14 protein-coding genes are annotated in these 19,387 nt (G+C 71.8%); 5 read left to right on the forward strand and 9 right to left on the reverse strand.

Features of this window, described 5'->3' with window-relative positions; translation table 11 throughout:
* Positions 1-88: 88 nt before the first annotated feature.
* The 3 genes from F1D61_RS17505 to F1D61_RS17515 all read left to right on the forward strand — a co-directional run bounded on the left by F1D61_RS17505 (position 89) and on the right by F1D61_RS17515 (position 2,755).
* Positions 89-1,333, forward strand: a complete 1,245-nt coding sequence (locus F1D61_RS17505) for an IS110 family transposase (protein WP_203152953.1) — start codon at positions 89-91, stop codon at positions 1,331-1,333.
* 410 nt (positions 1,334-1,743) lie between these two features.
* Positions 1,744-2,010: a hypothetical protein gene (locus F1D61_RS17510; RefSeq protein ID WP_203152954.1), complete on the forward strand. Its 267-nt coding sequence runs from the start codon at positions 1,744-1,746 to the stop codon at positions 2,008-2,010.
* Between the two features lie 382 nt (positions 2,011-2,392).
* On the forward strand, positions 2,393-2,755 hold the full coding sequence (locus F1D61_RS17515) for a hypothetical protein (RefSeq protein ID WP_203152955.1): 363 nt from the start codon (positions 2,393-2,395) through the stop codon (positions 2,753-2,755).
* Between the two features lie 58 nt (positions 2,756-2,813).
* On the opposite strand, the gene F1D61_RS17520 is transcribed toward F1D61_RS17515, so the two are convergent.
* Complete coding sequence (locus F1D61_RS17520) at positions 2,814-4,595, reverse strand: carbamoyltransferase family protein (RefSeq protein WP_203159127.1); 1,782 nt, start codon at positions 4,593-4,595, stop codon at positions 2,814-2,816.
* Positions 4,596-4,827: 232 nt separating this feature from the next.
* Between F1D61_RS17520 and F1D61_RS17525 the strand changes: the two genes are divergently transcribed.
* Positions 4,828-8,454, forward strand: a complete 3,627-nt coding sequence (locus tag F1D61_RS17525) for an AsmA-like C-terminal region-containing protein (RefSeq protein WP_203152956.1) — start codon at positions 4,828-4,830, stop codon at positions 8,452-8,454.
* Positions 8,455-8,945: 491 nt separating this feature from the next.
* Here F1D61_RS17525 and F1D61_RS17530 read toward each other — a convergent pair whose 3' ends face one another.
* The 7 genes from F1D61_RS17530 to rimP all read right to left on the reverse strand — a co-directional run bounded on the left by F1D61_RS17530 (position 8,946) and on the right by rimP (position 17,612).
* Positions 8,946-9,377, reverse strand: a complete 432-nt coding sequence (locus tag F1D61_RS17530) for an acyl-CoA thioesterase (RefSeq protein ID WP_203152957.1) — start codon at positions 9,375-9,377, stop codon at positions 8,946-8,948.
* 14 nt (positions 9,378-9,391) lie between these two features.
* Positions 9,392-10,474: a tRNA pseudouridine(55) synthase TruB gene (gene truB, locus F1D61_RS17535; protein ID WP_203159128.1), complete on the reverse strand. Its 1,083-nt coding sequence runs from the start codon at positions 10,472-10,474 to the stop codon at positions 9,392-9,394.
* 212 nt (positions 10,475-10,686) lie between these two features.
* Positions 10,687-11,094: a 30S ribosome-binding factor RbfA gene (gene rbfA, locus F1D61_RS17540; protein WP_432443313.1), complete on the reverse strand. Its 408-nt coding sequence runs from the start codon at positions 11,092-11,094 to the stop codon at positions 10,687-10,689.
* 197 nt (positions 11,095-11,291) lie between these two features.
* Entirely contained in the window at positions 11,292-14,300 is a 3,009-nt protein-coding gene (gene infB, locus F1D61_RS17545; protein ID WP_203152959.1) for a translation initiation factor IF-2, read from the reverse strand.
* A 114-nt stretch (positions 14,301-14,414) separates the two neighbouring features.
* Positions 14,415-15,206, reverse strand: coding sequence for an RNA-binding protein (locus tag F1D61_RS17550; protein ID WP_246775389.1), 792 nt, complete (start codon positions 15,204-15,206; stop codon positions 14,415-14,417).
* Between the two features lie 14 nt (positions 15,207-15,220).
* Complete coding sequence (gene nusA, locus F1D61_RS17555; protein ID WP_203152960.1) at positions 15,221-16,945, reverse strand: transcription termination factor NusA; 1,725 nt, start codon at positions 16,943-16,945, stop codon at positions 15,221-15,223.
* 49 nt (positions 16,946-16,994) lie between these two features.
* A complete protein-coding gene (rimP, locus tag F1D61_RS17560; RefSeq protein ID WP_203152961.1) occupies positions 16,995-17,612 on the reverse strand; it encodes a ribosome maturation factor RimP in 618 nt (205 codons plus the stop codon).
* Positions 17,613-17,929: 317 nt separating this feature from the next.
* Here rimP and F1D61_RS17565 point away from each other — a divergent pair, with 317 nt between their 5' ends.
* Positions 17,930-18,286, forward strand: a complete 357-nt coding sequence (locus F1D61_RS17565; protein ID WP_203152962.1) for a nucleotidyltransferase domain-containing protein — start codon at positions 17,930-17,932, stop codon at positions 18,284-18,286.
* Between the two features lie 399 nt (positions 18,287-18,685).
* On the opposite strand, the gene urtE is transcribed toward F1D61_RS17565, so the two are convergent.
* Complete coding sequence (gene urtE, locus F1D61_RS17570) at positions 18,686-19,381, reverse strand: urea ABC transporter ATP-binding subunit UrtE (RefSeq protein ID WP_203152963.1); 696 nt, start codon at positions 19,379-19,381, stop codon at positions 18,686-18,688.
* Positions 19,382-19,387 lie beyond the last annotated feature (6 nt).

The following is a 19,387-nucleotide window of genomic DNA, read 5'->3' on the forward strand; positions in this document are numbered from 1 at the left end:
CGGGCCGGTCCTCGGGCCAGCCCCGGAGCGCGCTATTTAGATTTGATCTCACGGGAGCCTGCGCCGACGGCCTGACGGCAAGGAGATCGTGACGGAGGTTCTCTACCCCCGCTGCGCCGCCCTCGACGTTCACAAGGACACCGTCGTCGCAGCCATCCGCTTGGCCGAAGGCCGCGAGGTTCAAAGCGAGGTGCGCACGTTTGCCACCACCACGCCCGCCCTGCTCGACCTGTCCGCCTGGCTCGACGAGCAGGGCTGCACCCACGTTGCCATGGAGGCCACCGGCATCTACTGGCGCCCGGTCTGGCAGGTGCTCGACGCCGACAGCCGCACCCTGATCCTGGCCAACGCCGCCCACGTCAAGAACGTGCCCGGCCGCAAGACCGATGTGGCCGACGCGGTCTGGCTCTCCGACCTGCTCGCCCACGGCCTGATCCGCGCCAGCTTCGTGCCCGAGGCCCAGACCCAGGCGATGCGCGACCTGCTGCGCACCCGCAAGCAGTTGGTCCGCGAGCAGGCCAGCCACGTCCAGCGCATTCAGAAAACGCTCGAGGAAGCCAACCTCAAGCTCGCTTCGGTGCTCACCGACATCATGGGCCAGTCCGGTCGCGCCGTACTCGATGCGCTGGTCAAGGGCGAGTGCGATCCAGCCGGGTTGCAGGCGCTGGTCAGCCCGCGGGTGAAGGCGGCGCCCGAGGCGATCCGTGCCGCGCTGACGGGCCGGATCGGGGATCATCATCGCTTCCTGCTGGGCGTGCATCTGCGCCAGTACGACGGGCTGGGGCGGGCGATCGCGGAGATCGACGCACAGGTGGAGCGCGACCTCGGCCCTTTCCGGGAGGCGGTGAAGTTGCTGGTGACAATCCCGGGCATCAGTGACCTCACCGCGCAGGTGATCCTCTCCGAGATCGGCCCCGACATGAGCCGGTTCCCGACCGCTGGCCACCTGATCTCCTGGGCCGGGCTGTGCCCGAGAAACGACGAGAGCGCAGGCAAGCGGCGCTCGACGCGGCTGCGCAAGGGCGCGCCCTGGCTCAAGACGGCGCTGGTCCAGGCGGCTTGGGCCGGGGTGCGCAAGAAGACGAGCTCCATCAGGACGCAGTTCCAGCGTCTGCGCAGCCGGCGTGGCCCCAAGAAGGCGATCTGCGCGGTCGCCGCCTCCTTGCTGACGGCGATCTACCACATGCTCAAAACCGGCACGGCATACATCGATCCCGGGCCTGACCACGGCCGCAAGGGTGCCCCGACTATCCGCGCCAAGGCGCTCGCCCGGCAAATCGAGCGCCTTGGATTTGCGTGCGAAATCAAGGCCGTAGAGACAGTTTCTATTTAGTCGATCAACGATCGACTGACCTCGAAGGAGGGCTCCAGAGATCGCAGCGACATCTGGAGCCCTCCTTCGAGGCTCAGCGATCTTCGATCGCCCGCACCTCAGGATGAGGTTCGCGGGTGGGAAACGCTGGAGCAGCAGACGTGCCGTCACGGCCGCATCCAGCGCGCACCATCGCACCTGCCGCTGTGACGATCCGCAGCCCGCAGCGCATGCCGGAGAGGCAGCGTGACCGAAGCGGCCGGCGAACGGCCCCGCTCCCCATCCGCCCGCCCAGTTCTGCCGATTTTTATTCCATCATCCCGCGTGCGCGGGGACACATCGCAGCGGTGACCGGCCAACTATATTCAAATCATCGAAAGGCACAGGGACAACAAGCCCCGGCCACCTCAGTAACCGGAGATTGAATTCACATGAAGACCCGTATCGCCGCCGCCGTCACCGCCCTCGCCCTCGTGGCCGCCCCGCTCTCCTCGGCCATGGCCTTCGGCCCGAACGGCCCCGCCAATGTGTTCTGGCCCCGCGACGTCGAGACCACCGGCTCGATCGGCGGGCGCGCCAACACCAGCGTGCCGTTCTACGGCGCCTGCCCGATGAGCTCGGCCGCCGAGGGCAACGCCAAGCAGCAGAACTTCCCGGTCAAGCAGTACGGCCAGACCACGGGCGGCTACCGGTGCTGACGGGAGCGACGATGAGCGAGATGACGCTCCTGCGCGCCGTGTCCTACGGCATGATCGGAGTGCTCGCCGGCGGCCTCGCCATGACGGTCGCCGGCACCGCGAGCGCCCTGATGAACCTGTAATCCGACCGAAGGGCCGCCCCAGGGCGGCCCTTTTCGCGTCGGCCTGAGCCCGGCGCCACCGTGACCCGGAATACACACCCCCTGTGGAAGCTCGGGCATACCCGGAAATCGCCGCAAACCGCCCTCATCTCTCGGGGCCGACGGCGCGAGGCTTTCGTCGGCCCCGGGCCGTGCCCGACCTCCCGGTCGGGCGGCAAGCTTGGCACTTCGTTAAGCAGTTCCTCGCATTCTCGCGCCAACACCTTCGGGAGACCCTCAGCGTGCGCGCTCCGACCTCTTACGGCCTTCCGCGCCTCGGCGCGGGCGCGGCGCTCGTCGCCGCCCTCATCGTCACCGCCGCCCCCCAGGCCCAGGCCCGCGACAATGTCGGCGCGGCGATCATCGGCGGCGCGGCCGCCGGCGTGCTGGGCGGCGTCGCGGCCGGCGCCCTCATGAACGGCATGCAGCCGCCGCCCCCGCCGCCGCCGATGTATGCCGCGCCGCCGCCGCGCCGGGTCTATGTCGAGGAGCCCGAGACCGTGTACGTGCGCCCGCGCCGCGGCCCGATCTGCCATTTCGAGCGCCGCAAGGTGTGGCTCGACGACGAGTCCTTCACCTACAAGCGCGTCGAGGTCTGCGAGTAAATCTCGCAGCCTCTCCGGGAGTTCAGGGGCCGGCACCCGGGGGCGGGGCCGGCCCTTCTCATGTCTTCACCCCGTCCTTCACCAGGATCCAGTCCTCGATCACCACGGCATCGAGCCCGGTGGTGGAGAACATCAGGATCGCGTCCTCGGCGGTGTGGAGGATCGGCTTGCCCATTACGTTGAAGCTGGTGTTGAGCAGGATCGGCACGCCGGTCCGCTCGGCGAAGGCGCGGATCAGGGCGGCATAGGCCGGGTTGCGGTCCTCGGTCACGCTCTGGAGCCGGCCGGTGCCGTCCTCGTGCACCACCGCCGGCACCCTCTCCCGCATCTCCGGGCGCCAGACCAGGGTGCGCTCCATGTAGGGGCTGTCCTGGTAATCCTCGAACCAGTCCGGCCCGGCCTCGGCCAGGATCGAGGGCGCGAAGGGCCGGAACGCCTCGCGGTACTTCACCTTGGCGTTCAGGATCGCCTTGGCGTCGGCGGGGCGCGGATCGGCCAGGATCGAGCGGTTGCCGAGCGCGCGGGGCCCGAACTCCGCCCGCCCCTGCACCCAGCCGACGAGCCCGCCCGCCGCCAGGATGCCGGAAGCGGCCTGCGTCACCCCGTCATGGCCGAGCCGGCGCAGGCGCGGCTCCCAATCGACCATGCGCTCCAGCGGCCCGGTCGAGACCCGCGAGCCGAGATAGGGCGTGGCGAGCGCGCCCGGCCCGGTCCAGCCCGGATTGTCCTCCTGGAAGGCGAGCCAGGCCGCCCCCAGCGCGTTGCCGTCGTCGGCCGGCGCCGAGGGGACGTGGAGGCGCCGGAAGTCGCTGCGCCCAAACAGCTTTCCGTTACCAAGCAGCTTTCCGTTATAGGACGAGTTCAACGCGCAGCCGCCGGTGACGACGAGGTTCTCGTGGGGGCTGAGCCGCCACGCCTCGGCGACCAGCACGTCCATCATCTCCGAAAAGATCGCCTGGCCGCAGGCCGAGAGGTCCGCCCAGCCGTCCTCGTCGGCTTGCGGAGGGCGGCGGGCGCGGATCGCCTCGGCCACCGCCTGCACGGTGGCGGCGTCCGAGAAGCGCAGGCGGCCGGTCTCGATTCTGTAGAGCCGGCGCAGGAGCGCCATCAGCTCCGGGTCCTGACGGCCATAGGGGGCGAGCCCCATGATCTTCCATTCCTCGCCCTTGGCCTGGTCGAAGCCGGCGAGGTCGGTGACGAAGCCGAAGAAGAAGCCGACCGATTCGCGCCCGCGATGGCGCTTCACCTCGATCAGGCGCCCCGCCTCCATGCGGTAGATCGCCGAGGCGCCGGTCTCGCCCATCCCGTCGACGACGAGGCAGGTGGCGTCCCGGAACGGCGAGCCCCACAGGCCGTAGGCCGCATGGGTCAGGTGGTGGGGATAGCGCTTGAGGCCCGCGATGCTGGAACGGCCGCCGGAACCCCGGTTTCCATGGGCCCGGTCGAGCCCGAGCAGCGTGCCGTAGCCGGCCCTCCCCTGCGCCAGCGCCAGCTCGGCGATGAAGGTGCGCTCGGAACGCTCCGGCACCAGCGAGCGGTTCAGGGCCGGCGAATGGGCGTTGAGCGCCTCGAGCCCGAAGGCCCCGGCCCCGGCCTGGTCGGCGAGGTAGCGGCTGAATTCCGGCCCCCAGGTGGTGGCGATCACCAGTTCGGCGCCGGGCGGCAGGTGGGCCTTGAGCAGGCCGGCCATGCGCGGCGCCGAATCCGGCTCGCAGTTCGGGGCGCGCTTGTATTGCAGGTAGCGCTCGGTCGCCTCGGCGAAGAGCACCGTGCCGTCCGGCCCGACCAGGGCGAGGGCCGGGTCGTGGAAGGTGGTGGCGAGGCCGAGATAGTAGCGCATCGGGTCCATCTGCATTCTCAAGCCGCCGCTCTAACAGCCCCGGCGCCGGGTGTCAGGCCGGGTGGGAGCGTTGCGCGGGCGCATCGGCGGGCGGGTCTCGCTGCGTGGTCGTGCCGGATTTCGGCCGCGTTTCCGATGCCGATATGCTAGCGCGGTCATCGGGGTACGGCCCGCCGGGTCGTCGACGGAAGGGGCGGCGCTCCCCTCGCGGGGCGGCACGGATGGCTTCACGGTGCGCGACATCCTGACCGCCCTGGCGGGCCTCGTCATCCTGATCCTCGCCGCGGCCCTGATCGCGCCGCCCTTCATCCCGTGGGAAGCCTACCGCTCGACCTTCGACGCGGCGCTCGGCCGCTCGCTCGGGGTCGAGGCGCAGAGCGACGGCCGGCTCGAGGTGCGCCTCCTGCCCTCGCCGCGCCTGCGGATCGACCACCTGCGGCTCGCGGCCGGGCGGGACAAGCCCTCCCTCGATGCCCGCTTCGTCAAGGCCGAGATCGCCCTCACCCCGCTCCTCTCCGGCGAGATCCGCTTCACCGAGACCCGGATCGGCCGCGGCGAGGTCACCCTGCCGATGACCGAGGCCGGCAGCTTCCTGCCGCTGCCCTCCCTCGCCGAGGGCCGGGATCTCGCCGTCGAGGACCTGCGGGTGTCGCAGCTCCTCGTCACCACCCGGGTGGCGGCGACCGGGCGCACCGACCAGGTCTATGCCGAGACCGTCCGGCTCTCGGCCCCGAGCCTCGCCGGCCCGTGGCGGGCCGAGGGCACCGTGGAGACGGTGCCGTTCCGCCTCACCACCGGGGCAGCCGGGCCCGACGGGGCGGTGCCGGTGAAGCTCGGCGCCGGCGGCGACACGGTGCCCCGGCTCGACCTCGACGCCCGCGTGAGCGTCGCCGCCGGCCCGGAGGGCGGCGGGGTGCCGGAGGCGAGCGGCACCGCCCGCCTGGTGGTGGGACCGCCGGCGCAGGTCGCCGGAGCCGCCCTGCCGTTCTCGCTCCAGGGCGCGTTCAAGGCCAAGGGCCGGCTCGCCACCTTCGATAGCCTGACCGTCGAGGTGCCGGGCGAATCGCCCCTGCGCCTTGCCGGCCGCGGCAGCCTCGATCTCGCCACCGCCCGGGCGACGATGAGCCTGGACGCCCGCCGCCTCGACCTCGACGGCTTCCTGATGAGCGCCACCGGCCAGGCGGTGCTCGGACACGCCCTGGCGCCCGCCTCCCTGCCCGGCACCCTGGCGCTGGACGTCGCGGTCGACAGCCTGACGCTCGCCCGCGAGGAGTGGAGCGGGGCGTCCCTGAGCGCCGTGCTGCGCCCCTCCGGCGCCGTCACCCTGCGGCGCCTCGCCGGCACGGCCGCCGGGGGCCTGAAGCTGGCGCTGGACGGCGAGGTGACGCCGAGCGGCGGCTTCTCGGGCCACGCGGCGGTCGACGCCCCCGCCTCGGACCGGCTCGCCCGCCTCCTCGACCGTCTCGGGATCAGCGGCCCGCTCGCCGGGCTCCTCGACGGCCGGCCGTTCTCGGCGGCGGCCGACGTGGCGGCGGCCCTGCCGGTGCTGTCGCTGCGCAATGCCCGGGTGGCCCTGGGGACCGCGAAGATCACCGGCAGCGCCCGCTACAGCCCGGCCGGGCCGGACCAGGCCCGCCCGCGCTTCGACGCCCAGATCATCGCCGACGGGCTCGACATCGCCGAGCTGCCGCCGATGCGCGGCGCCATCGCGGCCCTTCAGGATCACGATGTCGGCCTGACCCTGCTCGCCCGCGACCTGCGCTACGGCCCGACCGGCACCCGCACCGGCGAGATCGCCGCCAGCCTGCAATCTGAGGGCGCGGCGCTCCGCCTCGACAGCCTGGAGGTGCGCGACCTCGCCGGAGCCAGGGCCAGCCTCTCGGGCCGGATCGGCGCCGACGGGGCCGGGCGCATCACCGGGCGGGTGAGCGCCCCGGTCGCCGCCCCGCTGATCGATCTCGTCTCGCGCACCTTCGTCGACGAGGCGCGGCTCCTTCCGGGATTCCTGCGCGACGGCCCGGTCGCCCTCGACGTGACGCTGGAGCGGGATTCCGGGTCGGATGCGGAGCGCCTGCGCGGCCAGGCCCGCGGCAGCGCCGCCGGCGGCCGCCTCGCCCTGTCGCTCGCCGCCCGGACCGGGCGGCTCGACGAGCTCGATGCCCGCCTCGACGGCGTCTCCTCCGGCCGCTGGCTCGGCCGGCCGGCCGATGCGGCGCTGTCGATGCCGGCGACCCTGCATCTCGTCGGGCGCCGGTCCGCAACGGACGGGCCCGACGCGACCCGCCCCTTGAGCCTCACCCTCGAGGCCGAGATCGCCGGGGCCGCCATCGCCACCGCCCGGCCTCTGCTGCTGCCGGCCTCGGGCCCGCCCCGGGACGGGGCGCTCACCCTCGCGGCGCCCGACCTGCGGCCGCTGGCCGGGCTCCTCGGCGGCGGCCCCGCCCTGCCGGATCCGGTGCCGGCGCGGCTGAGCCTCGGCCTTGGCCGCACCGGCGAGGTCCCGCGCCTCGTCGTCACCGGCACGGTCGCCGGCTCGGCGATCGACGCGACGCTGACCCGGCCGGCCGGCGGCGAGATCGCCGGCAGCGTGTCGCTGGAGCGGCTCTCCCTGCCCTGGCTGGCCGGGGCGCTGGTGCTGAATCCCGGGGCGGCGCCGAGCCAGGATTCCTGGTCCGCCGCCCGCTTCGGCGCGGTTCCCGCCCTGCCGGTAGCCGGGCAGGTCGCCATGACGGTGCGACGGCTCGATCTCGGCCGCGGCCTTGCGGCGGACTGGGCGCGGTTCGACCTCGGGCTCGGGTCCGACGGCCTCTCCTTGCGCGATTTCGCCGCCGGCCTCGCCCGCGGGCGTCTGACCGGCAGCGCCACCCTGGCCCGCCAGGGCACCCAGGCGACCGTATCCGCCGAGGGCAGCCTGACGGCAGCCGCCCTTCACGCCCTCACCGGGGGCGACGCCCTGCGCGGCCAGGTCTCCTTGCGCCTGCGCCTCGGCGCGGCGGGCGACAGCCCGGCGGCCCTCGTCGGCAACCTCGCCGGCAGCGGGGCGCTCGAACTCGCCGGGCTGACGCTCCAGGATCTCGACCCGGCGGCTTTATCCCGCGCCCTGACCCGGCTGCTCGCCGAGGAGGATCCGCTGCGGGCCGGCCGGGTCGAGCGGGTGGTGTCGGAGGAACTCGACCGCGGGCCGCTGGTGCTGGCGGGCCCCGTCTCGGTGCCGGCCTCGATGGTCGGGGGGGTTCTCCGCACCGGAAGCCTGACCCTCGATCTGGGTCCCGCCACCTGGACCGGCCTAGTGCAGGTCGACGCCAAGAGCTGGCGCCTCGACGCCCGCGGCACGCTCGCCGCCACCACGACGCCCCGGGCCTGGACCGCCCCGGCGCCGACGCTGGGCCTCGCCCTCGCCGGCCCGCTCGCCCGGCCGCAGCGCGAGCTCGACGTCGTCCCGCTCGGCAACCTGCTGGCGGCGGTGGTGCTTCAGCGCGAGCTGGACAAGATCGAGACCGTCGAGGCCGACCGCAACGAACTCGCCCGCCGCCGCAGCCGCCTGGAGATCGACCGCGCCCGGGCGGTCGAGGAGGCCCGGCAGGCGAGACAGCGGGCGGAGGAGGCGGCCAGGGCCGCGGAGGCGGCGCGTGCGGCGGAAGCCGCGAGGGCGGCCGAAGCGGCGAAAGCGGCCGAAGCAGCCCGCCGCAAGGCCGAGGACGAGGCGCGCGCGGCCGAAGGCGCGAGAGTGGCCGAAGAGGCCCGGCAAGCCAGGCAGCGGGCGGAAGAGGCGGCTCGTGCGGCAGAAGAGGCCCGCCACAAGGCCGAGGACGAGGCGCGCCGCCAGGGCCCCAGGGCGCCGGAGGCGAACGGGCCGTAACCGGAGCGTGGTGAGCGCGGCTCGCCGCCCCCGCTCCCTGCCTCCGGCTTGTCCCACCCACGACCTCATCCTGAGGTGTCAGTCGATCGGAGATCGACTGACCTCGAAGGAGGGCTTCAGAAGTATCAAGCCTCTCTGGAGCTCTCCTTCGAAGCATCCATCACGCAGTAGCACCTGAGGATGATACTTGAAGCAGAATTAATTAATTGGCCTCAAGTCTTGCTTGGAAAATTGTGCTCAAGCATGCCCCAGGTTAACACGCAAAAGCCTCGAAGTAGGCTTCCAGTGATCGCGGCAACACCTGGATCCCTCCTTCGAGGTCAGTCGATCTTCGATCGACTGACACCTCAGGATGAGGTTGCGGGTGGGAGAGCCCATGCCGACAGGCTTCGCGCCACTGTCGTGTAGCGTGCTGCCCGCGATCGAGTCGATGCATCAGCCTCTTGGGCCGCTGGCATGAAGCGGCGAGCCAACCCCAGGCCCATCCCGCCTCACCCCGCCGGCGCCTCGATCACCAGCCGCGCCGCCGCCTCGCCGGCCGCGCCGAGCGGCGCCGGCCGCCGGGTATCCTTGGCCATCAGCACGCAGATCGATTCCGCCTCGCCCGCCACGACGTCGCCGGTGAGGATCCGATGGCGGAAGCCCAGCGAGGTGCGGCCGGTGCGGGACAGCCAGGTCGCGGTGCGGACCCGGCCCGGATAATGCAGCTCCGCCCGGTAATCGATGACGAAGCGGGCGATGACGAAGAAGGTGTCGGGCGTGAGCAGCGGCGTCAGGTGCTGGGCGAAGAACTGCACCCGCCCGCTCTCGCAGAAGGCGGCGAAGACCGCGTTGTTGACGTGGCCGTTGGCATCGGTGTCGCGGTAGCGCAGGACGTCCTCGCTCCACAGCACCCGCGGATCGGCCTCGAACCCCTCGGTCATCGCCCTGCCCTCTCTCAGCCGTTGCGCGGGGCGGTGCCGCCGAGGTGGAAGACGCGATGCGGCACCAGTTCGCCGCGCTCGACGTCGCCGACCGCCACCAGCACGCCGCCGCAGGTCGCGTAGGCCTTGCCCTCGGTCGGGGCGTCGCGGCCGCGCAGGATCACCGGCTGGCCGCGCATCAGCCGCATCGCCATGTCGCGGGAGACCGGCACGTGCGGCACGGCGTCGAGCGCCGTCTCGACCGGGCGGAGCACGGCGGCATTGGCCTCGGCCTCGGCGGCCTCCAGAGCCCCGATGGTGCAGGACTGGTCCTCGGCGAAGGGGCCGACCCGGGTGCGGCGCAGGGCCGAGACGTGGCCGTAGCAGCCGAGCGCCCGGCCGAGGTCGCGGGCGATGGCCCGCACATAGGTGCCCTTGCCGCACTCGGCCTCGATCACCGTGCGCTCAGGCGTGTGCGCCACGATCGCCAACCGGTCGATCTGCACCGGGCGCGCGACCAGCTCGACCACCTCGCCGTCGCGGGCGAGGTCGTAGGCGCGCTCGCCCTGGATCTTGATCGCCGAGTAGCGCGGCGGCACCTGCTCGATCGCGCCGACGAAGCGCGGCAGCATCGCCTCGACCTGCTCCTGGGTGGGGCGGTCGTCGGAGGTCGCGACCGGACGGCCTTCGGCGTCGTCGGTGTCGGTCTCGACGCCCCAGGTCACCGAGAAGACGTAGGCCTTGCGGCCGTCCATCACGAACGGCACGGTCTTCGTCGCCTCGCCGAGCGCGATCGGCAGGATGCCGGAGGCGAGCGGGTCGAGGGTGCCGGCATGGCCCGCCTTCTTGGCGTTGAGCGCGCGCTTGACCGCCGCGACCGCATGGGTCGAGGTCATGCCGACGCCCTTGTCGAGGATTACCCAGCCGCTGATCTCGCGGCGCTTGGGCCGGTCGCCCGGCGGACGGCCGCGGCCGCGCGGCCGGTCGTAGCGCGGACGCTCCGGGCGCTGGCCGTCGGGACGCTGCCCCTCCTGACGCTGACCATCCTGGCGCGGGGCGTCCTCGCGGGCGGGGCGGGTCGCCTGCGGCGCGGGCTCGGCGGGCTGATCCTCGTGCATCGTCATCCGTGTGTCCGTTCTCGAACGGCGGCCACCGCGGGACGTGCCGCCCGCTTGTCGACCCTGCCGATCCTGTGGTGTCTCAAGTCCTCGCCCGTCCGCCGGTTCAGCGGCCCGGGCGCCTGCAGGCGAATGCCGGGTCGCGGGTCTCCGACCGGCCGGCGTCGCCTCGCCCTCGTCGCCGAACCGGTGACCGATTCGGCGGGGAATGCCTAGTCTTCGGATTCCTCGTCGGCCCCGAGGTCGCGCTGGACCTTGTCGCTGCGCAGGAGCGCGTCGATCCGCGCCGCCTCGTCGAAGGTCTCGTCGCGGCGGAAGCGCAGGTCGGGGGCGAATTTCAGCGCCACCCGGCGGGCCACCTCCTGGCGCAGGACCTTCTTGTTGCGCTCCAGCGCCTCGATCACCGGGCGCTCGTCGTAGCCGCCGAGCGGCATGACGTAGGCGGTGGCGAGCTTGAGGTCCGGCGACATCCGGACCTCCGGCACCGTGATCACGTGCTGGCTCAGCACCGGGTCCTGGACGTCGCCGCGGCTCAGAACCTCGGCCAGGGCGTGCCGCACGAGTTCGGCCACGCGCTGCTGGCGCTGCGAGGGGCCTGTGGATTCCTGGGGTTTGCGCACCATCGTCTCTCCGGGCTCGGACCGGGCCGCGGGGCGGTCGTTCCCGACCTTCTCGCTTAGGCCTTCTCGGCCGGTCGGGCCCTCGCGGCTGTCGTCTTATGAATTGAAGAGCCCGGGACGCTGGCGTCCCGGGCTCGCGGTGTCTCTGGTTTGGCCGCCGCCATGACGGCGGACGGCCGATGGCAGCGGGATGCCCGTCAGAGCGAGCGGCGCTCCTCGTGGACGATGTAGCACTCGATCACGTCGCGCGGACGCATGTCCTGGTAGTTCTCGAAGGCCATGCCGCATTCCTGGCCGGCCGAGACGTCCTTGGCATCGTCCTTGAAGCGCTTGAGCTGCGAGAGCTTGCCCTCGTGGACGACCACGTTGTCGCGGATGAGGCGGACATGGGCGCCGCGCTCGACGCGACCGTCCTCGACCCGGCAACCGGCGATCTTGCCCACCTTCGAGACGTTGAAGATCTCGAGGATGCGCGCCTCGCCCAGGCGCTCCTCGCGGAGCGTCGGCGGCAGCAGGCCCGACATCGCTGCCTTCACGTCATCCACGAGGTCGTAGATGATGTTGTAGTAGCGGATCTCGACGCCCGCCCGCTCGGCGGCCTCGCGGGCCTCCTTGTGGGCGCGGACGTTGAAGCCGAACACGACCGCACCGGAGGCCTGGGCCAGGGTGATGTCCGACTCGGTGATGCCGCCGACACCCGTGTGCAGGATGCGGGCCATGACCTCGTCGTTGCCGAGCTTCTCGAGCGAGCCGGCGATGGCCTCGACGGAGCCCTGCACGTCGCCCTTGATGACGAGCGGGAACTCCTTGCGGCCGGCGCCCTCCTTGAGGTCGCGCATCATGTCCATGAGCGTCCGGCCGGCACCGCTGCCGGTGGCCGCCGCGCGCTCGCGCTTCATGCGCGCCCGGTACTCGGTGACCTCGCGGGCCCGGGCCTCGTTCTCGACCACCGCGACGCGGTCGCCCGCCTCCGGCGTGCCGTTGAAGCCCAGGACCTCGACCGGCACCGACGGCGCCGCTTCCTTGGCGTTGCGGCCGGCATCGTCGACCAGGGCGCGCACGCGGCCCCACTCGGCGCCCGCCACGATGATGTCGCCGGTGCGCAGGGTGCCGCGCTCGACGAGGACCGTCGCCACCGGGCCGCGGCCGCGGTCGAGCTTGGCCTCGATCACGGTGCCTTCCGCCGAACGGTCGGGGTTGGCGCGCAGGTCCAGGATCTCGGCCTGGAGGGCGAGGCCTTCCAGCAGCTCGTCGAGGCCGTCCCTGGTCTTGGCCGAGACCTCGAATTCGAGGGTCTCGCCGCCCATCGACTCGACCTGGATGTCGTGCTGCAGCAGCTCGGTGCGGACCCGTTGCGGGTTCGCGTCGGGCTTGTCGATCTTGTTGATCGCCACGATCAGCGGCACCTCGGCCGCCTTGGCGTGGGAGATCGCCTCGATCGTCTGCGGCATGACGCCGTCATCGGCCGCCACCACCAGCACCACGATGTCCGTCACCCGGGCGCCGCGGGCGCGCATCGAGGTGAAGGCCGCGTGGCCGGGCGTGTCGATGAAGGTGATCTTGCCGCCGGAGGGCGAGGTCACCTGGTAGGCACCGATATGCTGCGTGATGCCGCCCGCCTCGCCGGACACGACGTTGGCGTTGCGGATCGCGTCGAGCAGCGAGGTCTTGCCGTGGTCGACGTGGCCCATGATGGTCACGACCGGCGGACGCGGCTGGGTGTCCTCGTCGGTATCGGCCTCGTCGAACAGGCCTTCCTCGACGTCCGACTCCGCGACGCGGCGCACGGTGTGGCCGAGCTCCTCGGCGATGAGCTGCGCCGAATCCGAGTCGATCACGTCGGTGATCTTGTGGATCTGGCCCTGCTTCATCAGCATGCGGATGACGTCGACCGCCCGCTCGCTCATCCGGTTGGCGAGCTCCTGGATGGTAATCGTCTCCGGGATGACCACCTCGCGGGCCAGCTTCTCCTTCTGCTCCACCTGGCGGTGGCCGGTCAGGCGCTGGTTGCGGCGGCGGAACGAGGCGAGCGAACGGGTGCGCTCATCCTCGCCGGACGTCGCGGTCGCGATGGTCAGGCGGCCGCGGTTGCGGTCGCCGCCCGGCGACTTCGGCGTCTTGGGCGGGGTGATGACCTTGAGCGGCATGCCGGGACGGCGGATGACCCGCTTGGTCTCGGCCTCCTCCTCCGCCGCAGCCGGACGGCCGGTGGCGGGGCGCGCCGCGCCGGCGGCACCCGTGGCGGTCTTGGCGGCCGTCGCGGGCTTCGCCGCGGTCGGCTCGGGCTTGGCGGGCTCGGGCTCCGGCTTCGGCGCCGGGCGGGCCATGAAGTTCAGGTCGCGCGGCTTGCGGGCATCGGCCGTCAGCGTGCGGCGCGGCTCGGCCGGGGCGCTCGGACGGGTGATCCCGGTGCTCGGGGTCGCCGGACGGGTGCCGGCAGGCGCCGCGGGACGCGGGGCAGCCGGACGGGCACCGGCGGCCGGACGCGCGGCGGCGCCGGCGGCGGGGCGGGCGCCGGCCGGGGCGGCCGGACGGGCCGTTCCCGCGGCAGCGGCGGGACGGGCGGCAGCGGGAGCAGCCGGACGCGTGGCGGCCGCGGCAGGCGCAGCCGCCACGGGAGCGGCCGGAGCCGGAGCCGGAGCCGGGGCGGCGGCGGCCGCATTGCGGGCGGCCTCGTCCTGGGCGCGGCGCTCGGCCTCCTCGGCGGCGCGGCGCTTGCGCGCGTCCTCCTGGCGGCGGCGCTCCTCCTCCTCGAGCTTGCGGGCCTCGGCGGCCTCGCGCTCACGGATCTCGGCGGCCTCGCGCTCGACGCGGCGCTGGGCCTCCTCGGCGGCGCGGCGGCGCTCCTCCTCCTCGCGACGCTTGGCGTCGACGAGGGCGGCCATGCGGGCGCTCTGCTCCTGATCGCTCAGGGTGCGCAGCACGACGCCGGACCGCGAGGCGGCCGGGCGATCCTGGCGCGACCCACCCGGGCGGCCCTGCCCTTGCGGGGCGGAGCGCGACTGGCTCGGGGCGGCATCCTTCGGCGCGGCCGGAGCCGGCGCGCCGCCGGGGCGACGTTTCACCGTCTCGACCACGACCGACTTGGAGCGGCCATGGGAGAAGCTCTGGCGCACCGTGCCCTGCTCGACCGGACGCTTCATCGAGAGCGTCTTGGAGGGACCGGGTTGCAACGTCTTGTCGCCCGGATTCTTCGTCTCACTCATTCAGTTCAGACCCTGGGGGTTCTCGTCCGTCCCGGGACCCGGCCTCCCGGCGGCCGCCTCCCATCGTGTTCCCGGGAGCGCACCCGCCAATCGGGCCGATCCCATTCGATTCATTCAACCACCGGCCTCCGGGGGGCCGGTCCGCAGCGATGTTCCACCATCCTGGACAGCGTCCGGGAGCGCTGCGTCGGAGTCTGGAGGCTCCGTTCCGGCACGTCCCGACGTCGCCATCCCGCCGCGGAAGACGTGGAGCCGACGCCAACGCGCGAGCAAGCCGGCAGTGCCGGCTCCCGCGACGAGGGCAGCGTGTATCACATGATCCCGGCCCAAGGCCATGTCCAATTCTTCACCGGACAGGTCATCGACGACCGGAACCCGCGATATGGCATCGCCATAGCGCCGGCGCAATGCCTGGGCGAGCTTGCGGCGCCCGTCCGGGGCCGCATCGCTGGCATGCACCAGGGCCTTGACCCCGGTCTCGCTGTCCACCGCGCTCTCCACCTTGGTGAAGCCGGTGACGACGCAGCCCGCCTTGTTGGCCAGGGAGAAACCCTGTCTCAGGTCGTCGCGCAACCCCGCCTCGATCACATCGGCGAGATCGGGGGCGACGCGGGCGTCCTTCTGCCGGAAGGCGCGCTGGAACAGACGCTTCTTCATCGCCTCCTGCACCGCCGCCCGGGTCGCCGTGACCCAGGCGCCCCGGCCGGGAAGCCGGGCGCGCAGGTCGGCCACCACCTGGTTGTCGGGGCCGAGCACGAAGCGGATCATCCGGTCCGGATGGCCCGCCTGCCGCGTGACCAGGCAGGTGCGCTCCGCATGGGCGCGGCCGCGCCCGGCGCCGGCGTCGAGGACGTCCGGCGGCAGCGCATCCCCGTCGTGAGCGTCATCCTGCATGGTCGGGTCCATCGTTGCGTCGAGACTCAGGTCGGCTGCCGCTCGGCGGTCGCGGCGGCATCCTCCTCGACCGGCACGGTCTCGGCCTCGTCACCCTCGGCGTGCTCCGCCGTGGTGTCCTCGCCGTCCGCATCCTGGTCCTGGTCGGCCTGCTCCTCTTCGCCCTGCTCCTCTTCGCCCTCCTGCACCTCCTCCGGCGGGGGCGCCTCGACCCAGCCGGCATGGATGCGGGCGGCCATGATCATCGCCTCGGCCTCGGTGCGGGAGACCTCGAACCCGTCGAGATAGCCGGCATGGCGCACCGCCTCGGGGCCGCGGCCCTCGGTGTAGCCGACGAGGTCGTCGGTGGCGCAGCCGGCGAGATCCTCGACGGTCTTCACCTCGTTCTCGCCCAGCGCCACCATCATCGGGGTGGTGATGCCGTCGATGTCGCGCAGCTCGTCGGCGACGCCGAGCTCGATGCGGCGGGCGTCGTTCTCGGCCTCGATGCGGTTGAGGTAATCGAGGGCGCGGGCCTGGATCTCGGCGCCGGTCTCCTCGTCGAGGCCCTGGATGTTGGCCAGTTCCGTCGGCTCGACATAGGCGATCTCCTCGACCGAGCGGAAGCCTTCCGCCGCGAGGAGCTGGCCGACGGTCTCGTCGACGTCGAGGGCCTGCATGAAGGTGTTGGTGCGCTCGACGAATTCCTTCTGCCGGCGCTCGGATTCCTCGGCCTCGGTCAGGATGTCGATGTCCCAGCCGGTGAGCTGGGAGGCGAGCCGGACGTTCTGGCCGCGCCGGCCGATGGCGAGCGACAGCTGGTCGTCGGGCACCACCACCTCGATGCGGTCGGCCTCCTCGTCGAGCACCACCTTGACGACTTCCGCCGGCTGGAGCGCGTTGACGATGAAGGTCGCCTGGTCCTGCGACCACGGGATGATGTCGATCTTCTCGCCCTGCAGCTCGCCGACCACCGCCTGGACGCGCGAGCCGCGCATGCCCACGCAGGCGCCGACCGGGTCGATCGAGGAATCGCGCGAGATCACCGCGATCTTGGCGCGCGAGCCCGGATCGCGGGCGACCGCCTTCACCTCGACGATGCCGTCGTAGATCTCCGGCACTTCCTGGCCGAAGAGCTTGGCCATGAATTGCGGGTGCGAGCGCGAGAGGAAGATCTGCGGCCCGCGCACCTCGTGGCGGACGTCGAACAGGTAGGCGCGGATGCGGTCGCCGGGGCGGAAGGTCTCGCGCGGGATCGACTCGTCGCGGCGCACGATGCCCTCGCCGCGGCCGAGATCGACGATGACGTTGCCGTACTCGACGCGCTTGACCAGGCCGTTGACGACCTCGCCGATGCGGTCCTTGTACTCGTCGTACTGGCGCTCGCGCTCGGCCTCGCGGACCTTCTGGACGATCACCTGCTTGGCCGACTGGGCGGCGACGCGGCCGAAATCGAACGGCGGCAGGGTGTCGGAGATCACGTCGCCGACCTGGGCGGCCGGGTTGTGGCGCCGCGCCGACGGCAGGTCGATCTCGCGGGCGTCGTTCTCGACCTCGTCCACCACCAGGAGGTGGCGCGACAGGCGCAGCGCGCCCGTGCGGGGATCGATCTCGGCATGCACGTCGGTCTCGGCGCCGTAGCGCGAGCGGGCGGCCTTGGCGATCGCCTCTTCCATGGCGCCGATCACGATGGAGCGGTCGATCACCTTCTCGCGGGCGACCGCCTCGGCGATCTGGAGGAGTTCGAGCCTGTTGGCGCTGACGACGGCCATCGGATCAGTCCTTCCTGGTTCTTGGTTCGTTGAGAGGTCTGGGGCGGTCTTAGTGGGTGACGGAGGGGCTCGCGCCCTCGTCCTCGTCATCCTCCTCGTCGTCCTGCGGCGGGGCCGAGCCGCGCCGCAGGGATTCGCGCACCAGGGCATCGGTGAGGACGAGGTGGGCCTCGCCGATGTCGCGCAGCGGGATGTCGTAGGAGGAGGGCAGGCCCTCCTTCACGTCGGGCAGGTCGATGCGGACCGTGTCGCCCTCGGGTGCCCGGATGATGCCGCGGAAGCGCTTGCGGCCGTCGAGCGGCATCGCCAGCTCGACCTTGGCCTCGTAGCCGGCCCAGCGGGCGAAGTCGCCGGCCCGGACCAGCGGCCGGTCGATGCCCGGCGAGGAGATCTCGAGGTAGTAGGCGCCGCCGATCGGATCGTCGACGTCGAGGATCGGCGAGATCGTGCGGCTGACGGTCTCGCACTCGTCGACCGACATGGTGCCGTCCGGCCGCTCGACCATGATCTGCACCGTGCAGCCGTTCTGGCTCGACACCTTCACCCGCACGAGGCGGAAGCCGAGGCCCTCGATCGCGGGCTCGATGATCTGCGCGACGCGCGCGGCGACACCGGTCTCGGTGATGAGGCGCTTCTCGGCCGGGTTGTGGTCTGGGGCGTCGGTCATGAGGTCGGTGCCGCGGCGCGGTCCCCGCGAAGGGGGCCCTGGAGGGGAGGCAATCTGGCGTTCGGCTCGCGCCCGGGGAGGCTTGCGGCAATAAAAAAGAGCGGGCCCCGGGGGACCCACTCCCGCACCGCAGCCTCATCGGCCACGAACAGAACTGATGAAGAGGGAGATAATCCGGGTGGGGGCGGAATGCAAGGTGGTGGGGGCCTGTCACGGCCGAGGAGATCGGCGGACGAGCGGGTGCCGCGCCTTCGGCGGTGCTCCCAGATGACGAGACTCAGAGCCCTTGCTATCCTGACGGACCAAAGGATCGCATCATGACGACGCCGGCATCCGTAGCAGAAATCGTGCCCGCCACAGGCGAGTATCCCGCGCTGAAGACGCTCTTGGACCGGATCGAGGCTGTCTACGCCCCAGAGGATGTGCTGCTGTTCGGCAGCCGCGCGAAGGGCACGGCGGGACCGGACAGCGACTGGGACCTTCTGTTGGTTCTGCCCGACGATGCCGATGAGCGCCTGCTCGATCCGCTGCTCGGGTATGAGACGCAACGGGGGTCTGGAGTCTACGCGGACGTGCTCTGCTCCCTGAGAAGCGAGTTCCTGTCGGATTTGGCTGTCGCCAATTCGCGGACGCGGGACATTGCCGGGCATGCGGTCCGTGTCTTCAAGCGATAATCTTCATATCGCCATCGTCGTCGTTAAGATTTTTGTGGAAAATGGATTTCGAATCTCTCGGCCACGTTGCGCGCCAATGGCGTGAAATTCGTCAGCATCGGGCTTTCCCATGCGCAACCTCATCCTGAGGTGTTAGTCGATCGGAGATCGACTGACCTCGAAGGAGGGCTCCAGAAGTCTCTGCGGTTTCTGGAGCCCTCCTTCGAGGCTCCCTGCGGTCGCACCTCAGGATGAGGTCGCGGGTGGGAGAAGGGATCGACACGCGGAGGGTCACGACGAAGCAGGCAGCGTTCTGGTCTTTCCTGAACGTCCTGCGGCTCTGAATTCCAGGCTCCGCTGACGCGGCCCCGGAATGACAAACAGGGTGTCAAATTTGTCGCGACATAACGGAAGCCGCCCTCACACCGACAACCACCGCCGCACCTGCGCCTCGACCATGCCCGAGCGCGGCCCGGCCTCGACCACCTGGCCGCGATCCATCACCGCGTAGGTGTCGCACAAATCGCGGGCCCATTCGAAATACTGCTCGACCAGAACGATCGCCATGTCGCCCTTGCCCCGCAGGTAGTCGATCGCCCGGCCGATATCCTTGATGATCGAGGGCTGGATGCCTTCCGTCGGCTCGTCGAGGACGAGGACGCGGGGGCGCGTCACCAGGGCGCGGCCGATGGCGAGCTGCTGCTGCTGGCCGCCCGAGAGGTCGCCGCCGCGCCGCCCGAGCATGTCCTTGAGGACGGGGAAGAGGTCGTAGATCTCGGCCGGCACGTAGCGGTCGGCGCGCTTGCACGGCGCAAAGCCGGTTTCCAGGTTCTCCTTCACGGTGAGGAGCGGGAAGATCTCGCGCCCTTGCGGCACGAAGGCGATGCCCTGGCGGGCGCGGTCGTAGGGGGCGAGGCGGCTGATGTCGCGGCCGTCGAGCCTGACCGCGCCCTTCGACACCGGCTGCTGGCCGACGATGGCGCGCATCAGCGAGGTCTTGCCGACGCCGTTGCGGCCGAGCACGGCCGTCACCTTGCCGGGCTCGGCGCTCAGCGAGACGCCGCGCAGGGCCTGCGCCGCGCCGTAATGGAGATCGATGGTCTCGACGGAGAGCATGTCTGA

Origin of the sequence: Methylobacterium aquaticum (assembly GCF_016804325.1) — a bacterium.
Classification (GTDB): domain Bacteria; phylum Pseudomonadota; class Alphaproteobacteria; order Rhizobiales; family Beijerinckiaceae; genus Methylobacterium; species Methylobacterium aquaticum_C.

What these genes read in the sequence shown, in the direction of transcription:
- F1D61_RS17520 (WP_203159127.1), bottom strand. Translation starts at nt 4,595, where the DNA reads ATGCGCTACTATCTCGGCCTCGCCACCACCTTCCACGACCCGGCCCTC.
- urtE (WP_203152963.1), bottom strand. Translation starts at nt 19,381, where the DNA reads ATGCTCTCCGTCGAGACCATCGATCTCCATTACGGCGCGGCGCAGGCC.
- truB (WP_203159128.1), bottom strand. Translation starts at nt 10,474, where the DNA reads ATGCACGAGGATCAGCCCGCCGAGCCCGCGCCGCAGGCGACCCGCCCC.
- nusA (WP_203152960.1), bottom strand. Translation starts at nt 16,945, where the DNA reads ATGGCCGTCGTCAGCGCCAACAGGCTCGAACTCCTCCAGATCGCCGAG.
- F1D61_RS17510 (WP_203152954.1), top strand. Translation starts at nt 1,744, where the DNA reads ATGAAGACCCGTATCGCCGCCGCCGTCACCGCCCTCGCCCTCGTGGCC.
- infB (WP_203152959.1), bottom strand. Translation starts at nt 14,300, where the DNA reads ATGAGTGAGACGAAGAATCCGGGCGACAAGACGTTGCAACCCGGTCCC.
- rimP (WP_203152961.1), bottom strand. Translation starts at nt 17,612, where the DNA reads ATGACCGACGCCCCAGACCACAACCCGGCCGAGAAGCGCCTCATCACC.
- F1D61_RS17550 (WP_246775389.1), bottom strand. Translation starts at nt 15,206, where the DNA reads ATGGACCCGACCATGCAGGATGACGCTCACGACGGGGATGCGCTGCCG.
- F1D61_RS17530 (WP_203152957.1), bottom strand. Translation starts at nt 9,377, where the DNA reads ATGACCGAGGGGTTCGAGGCCGATCCGCGGGTGCTGTGGAGCGAGGAC.
- F1D61_RS17565 (WP_203152962.1), top strand. Translation starts at nt 17,930, where the DNA reads ATGACGACGCCGGCATCCGTAGCAGAAATCGTGCCCGCCACAGGCGAG.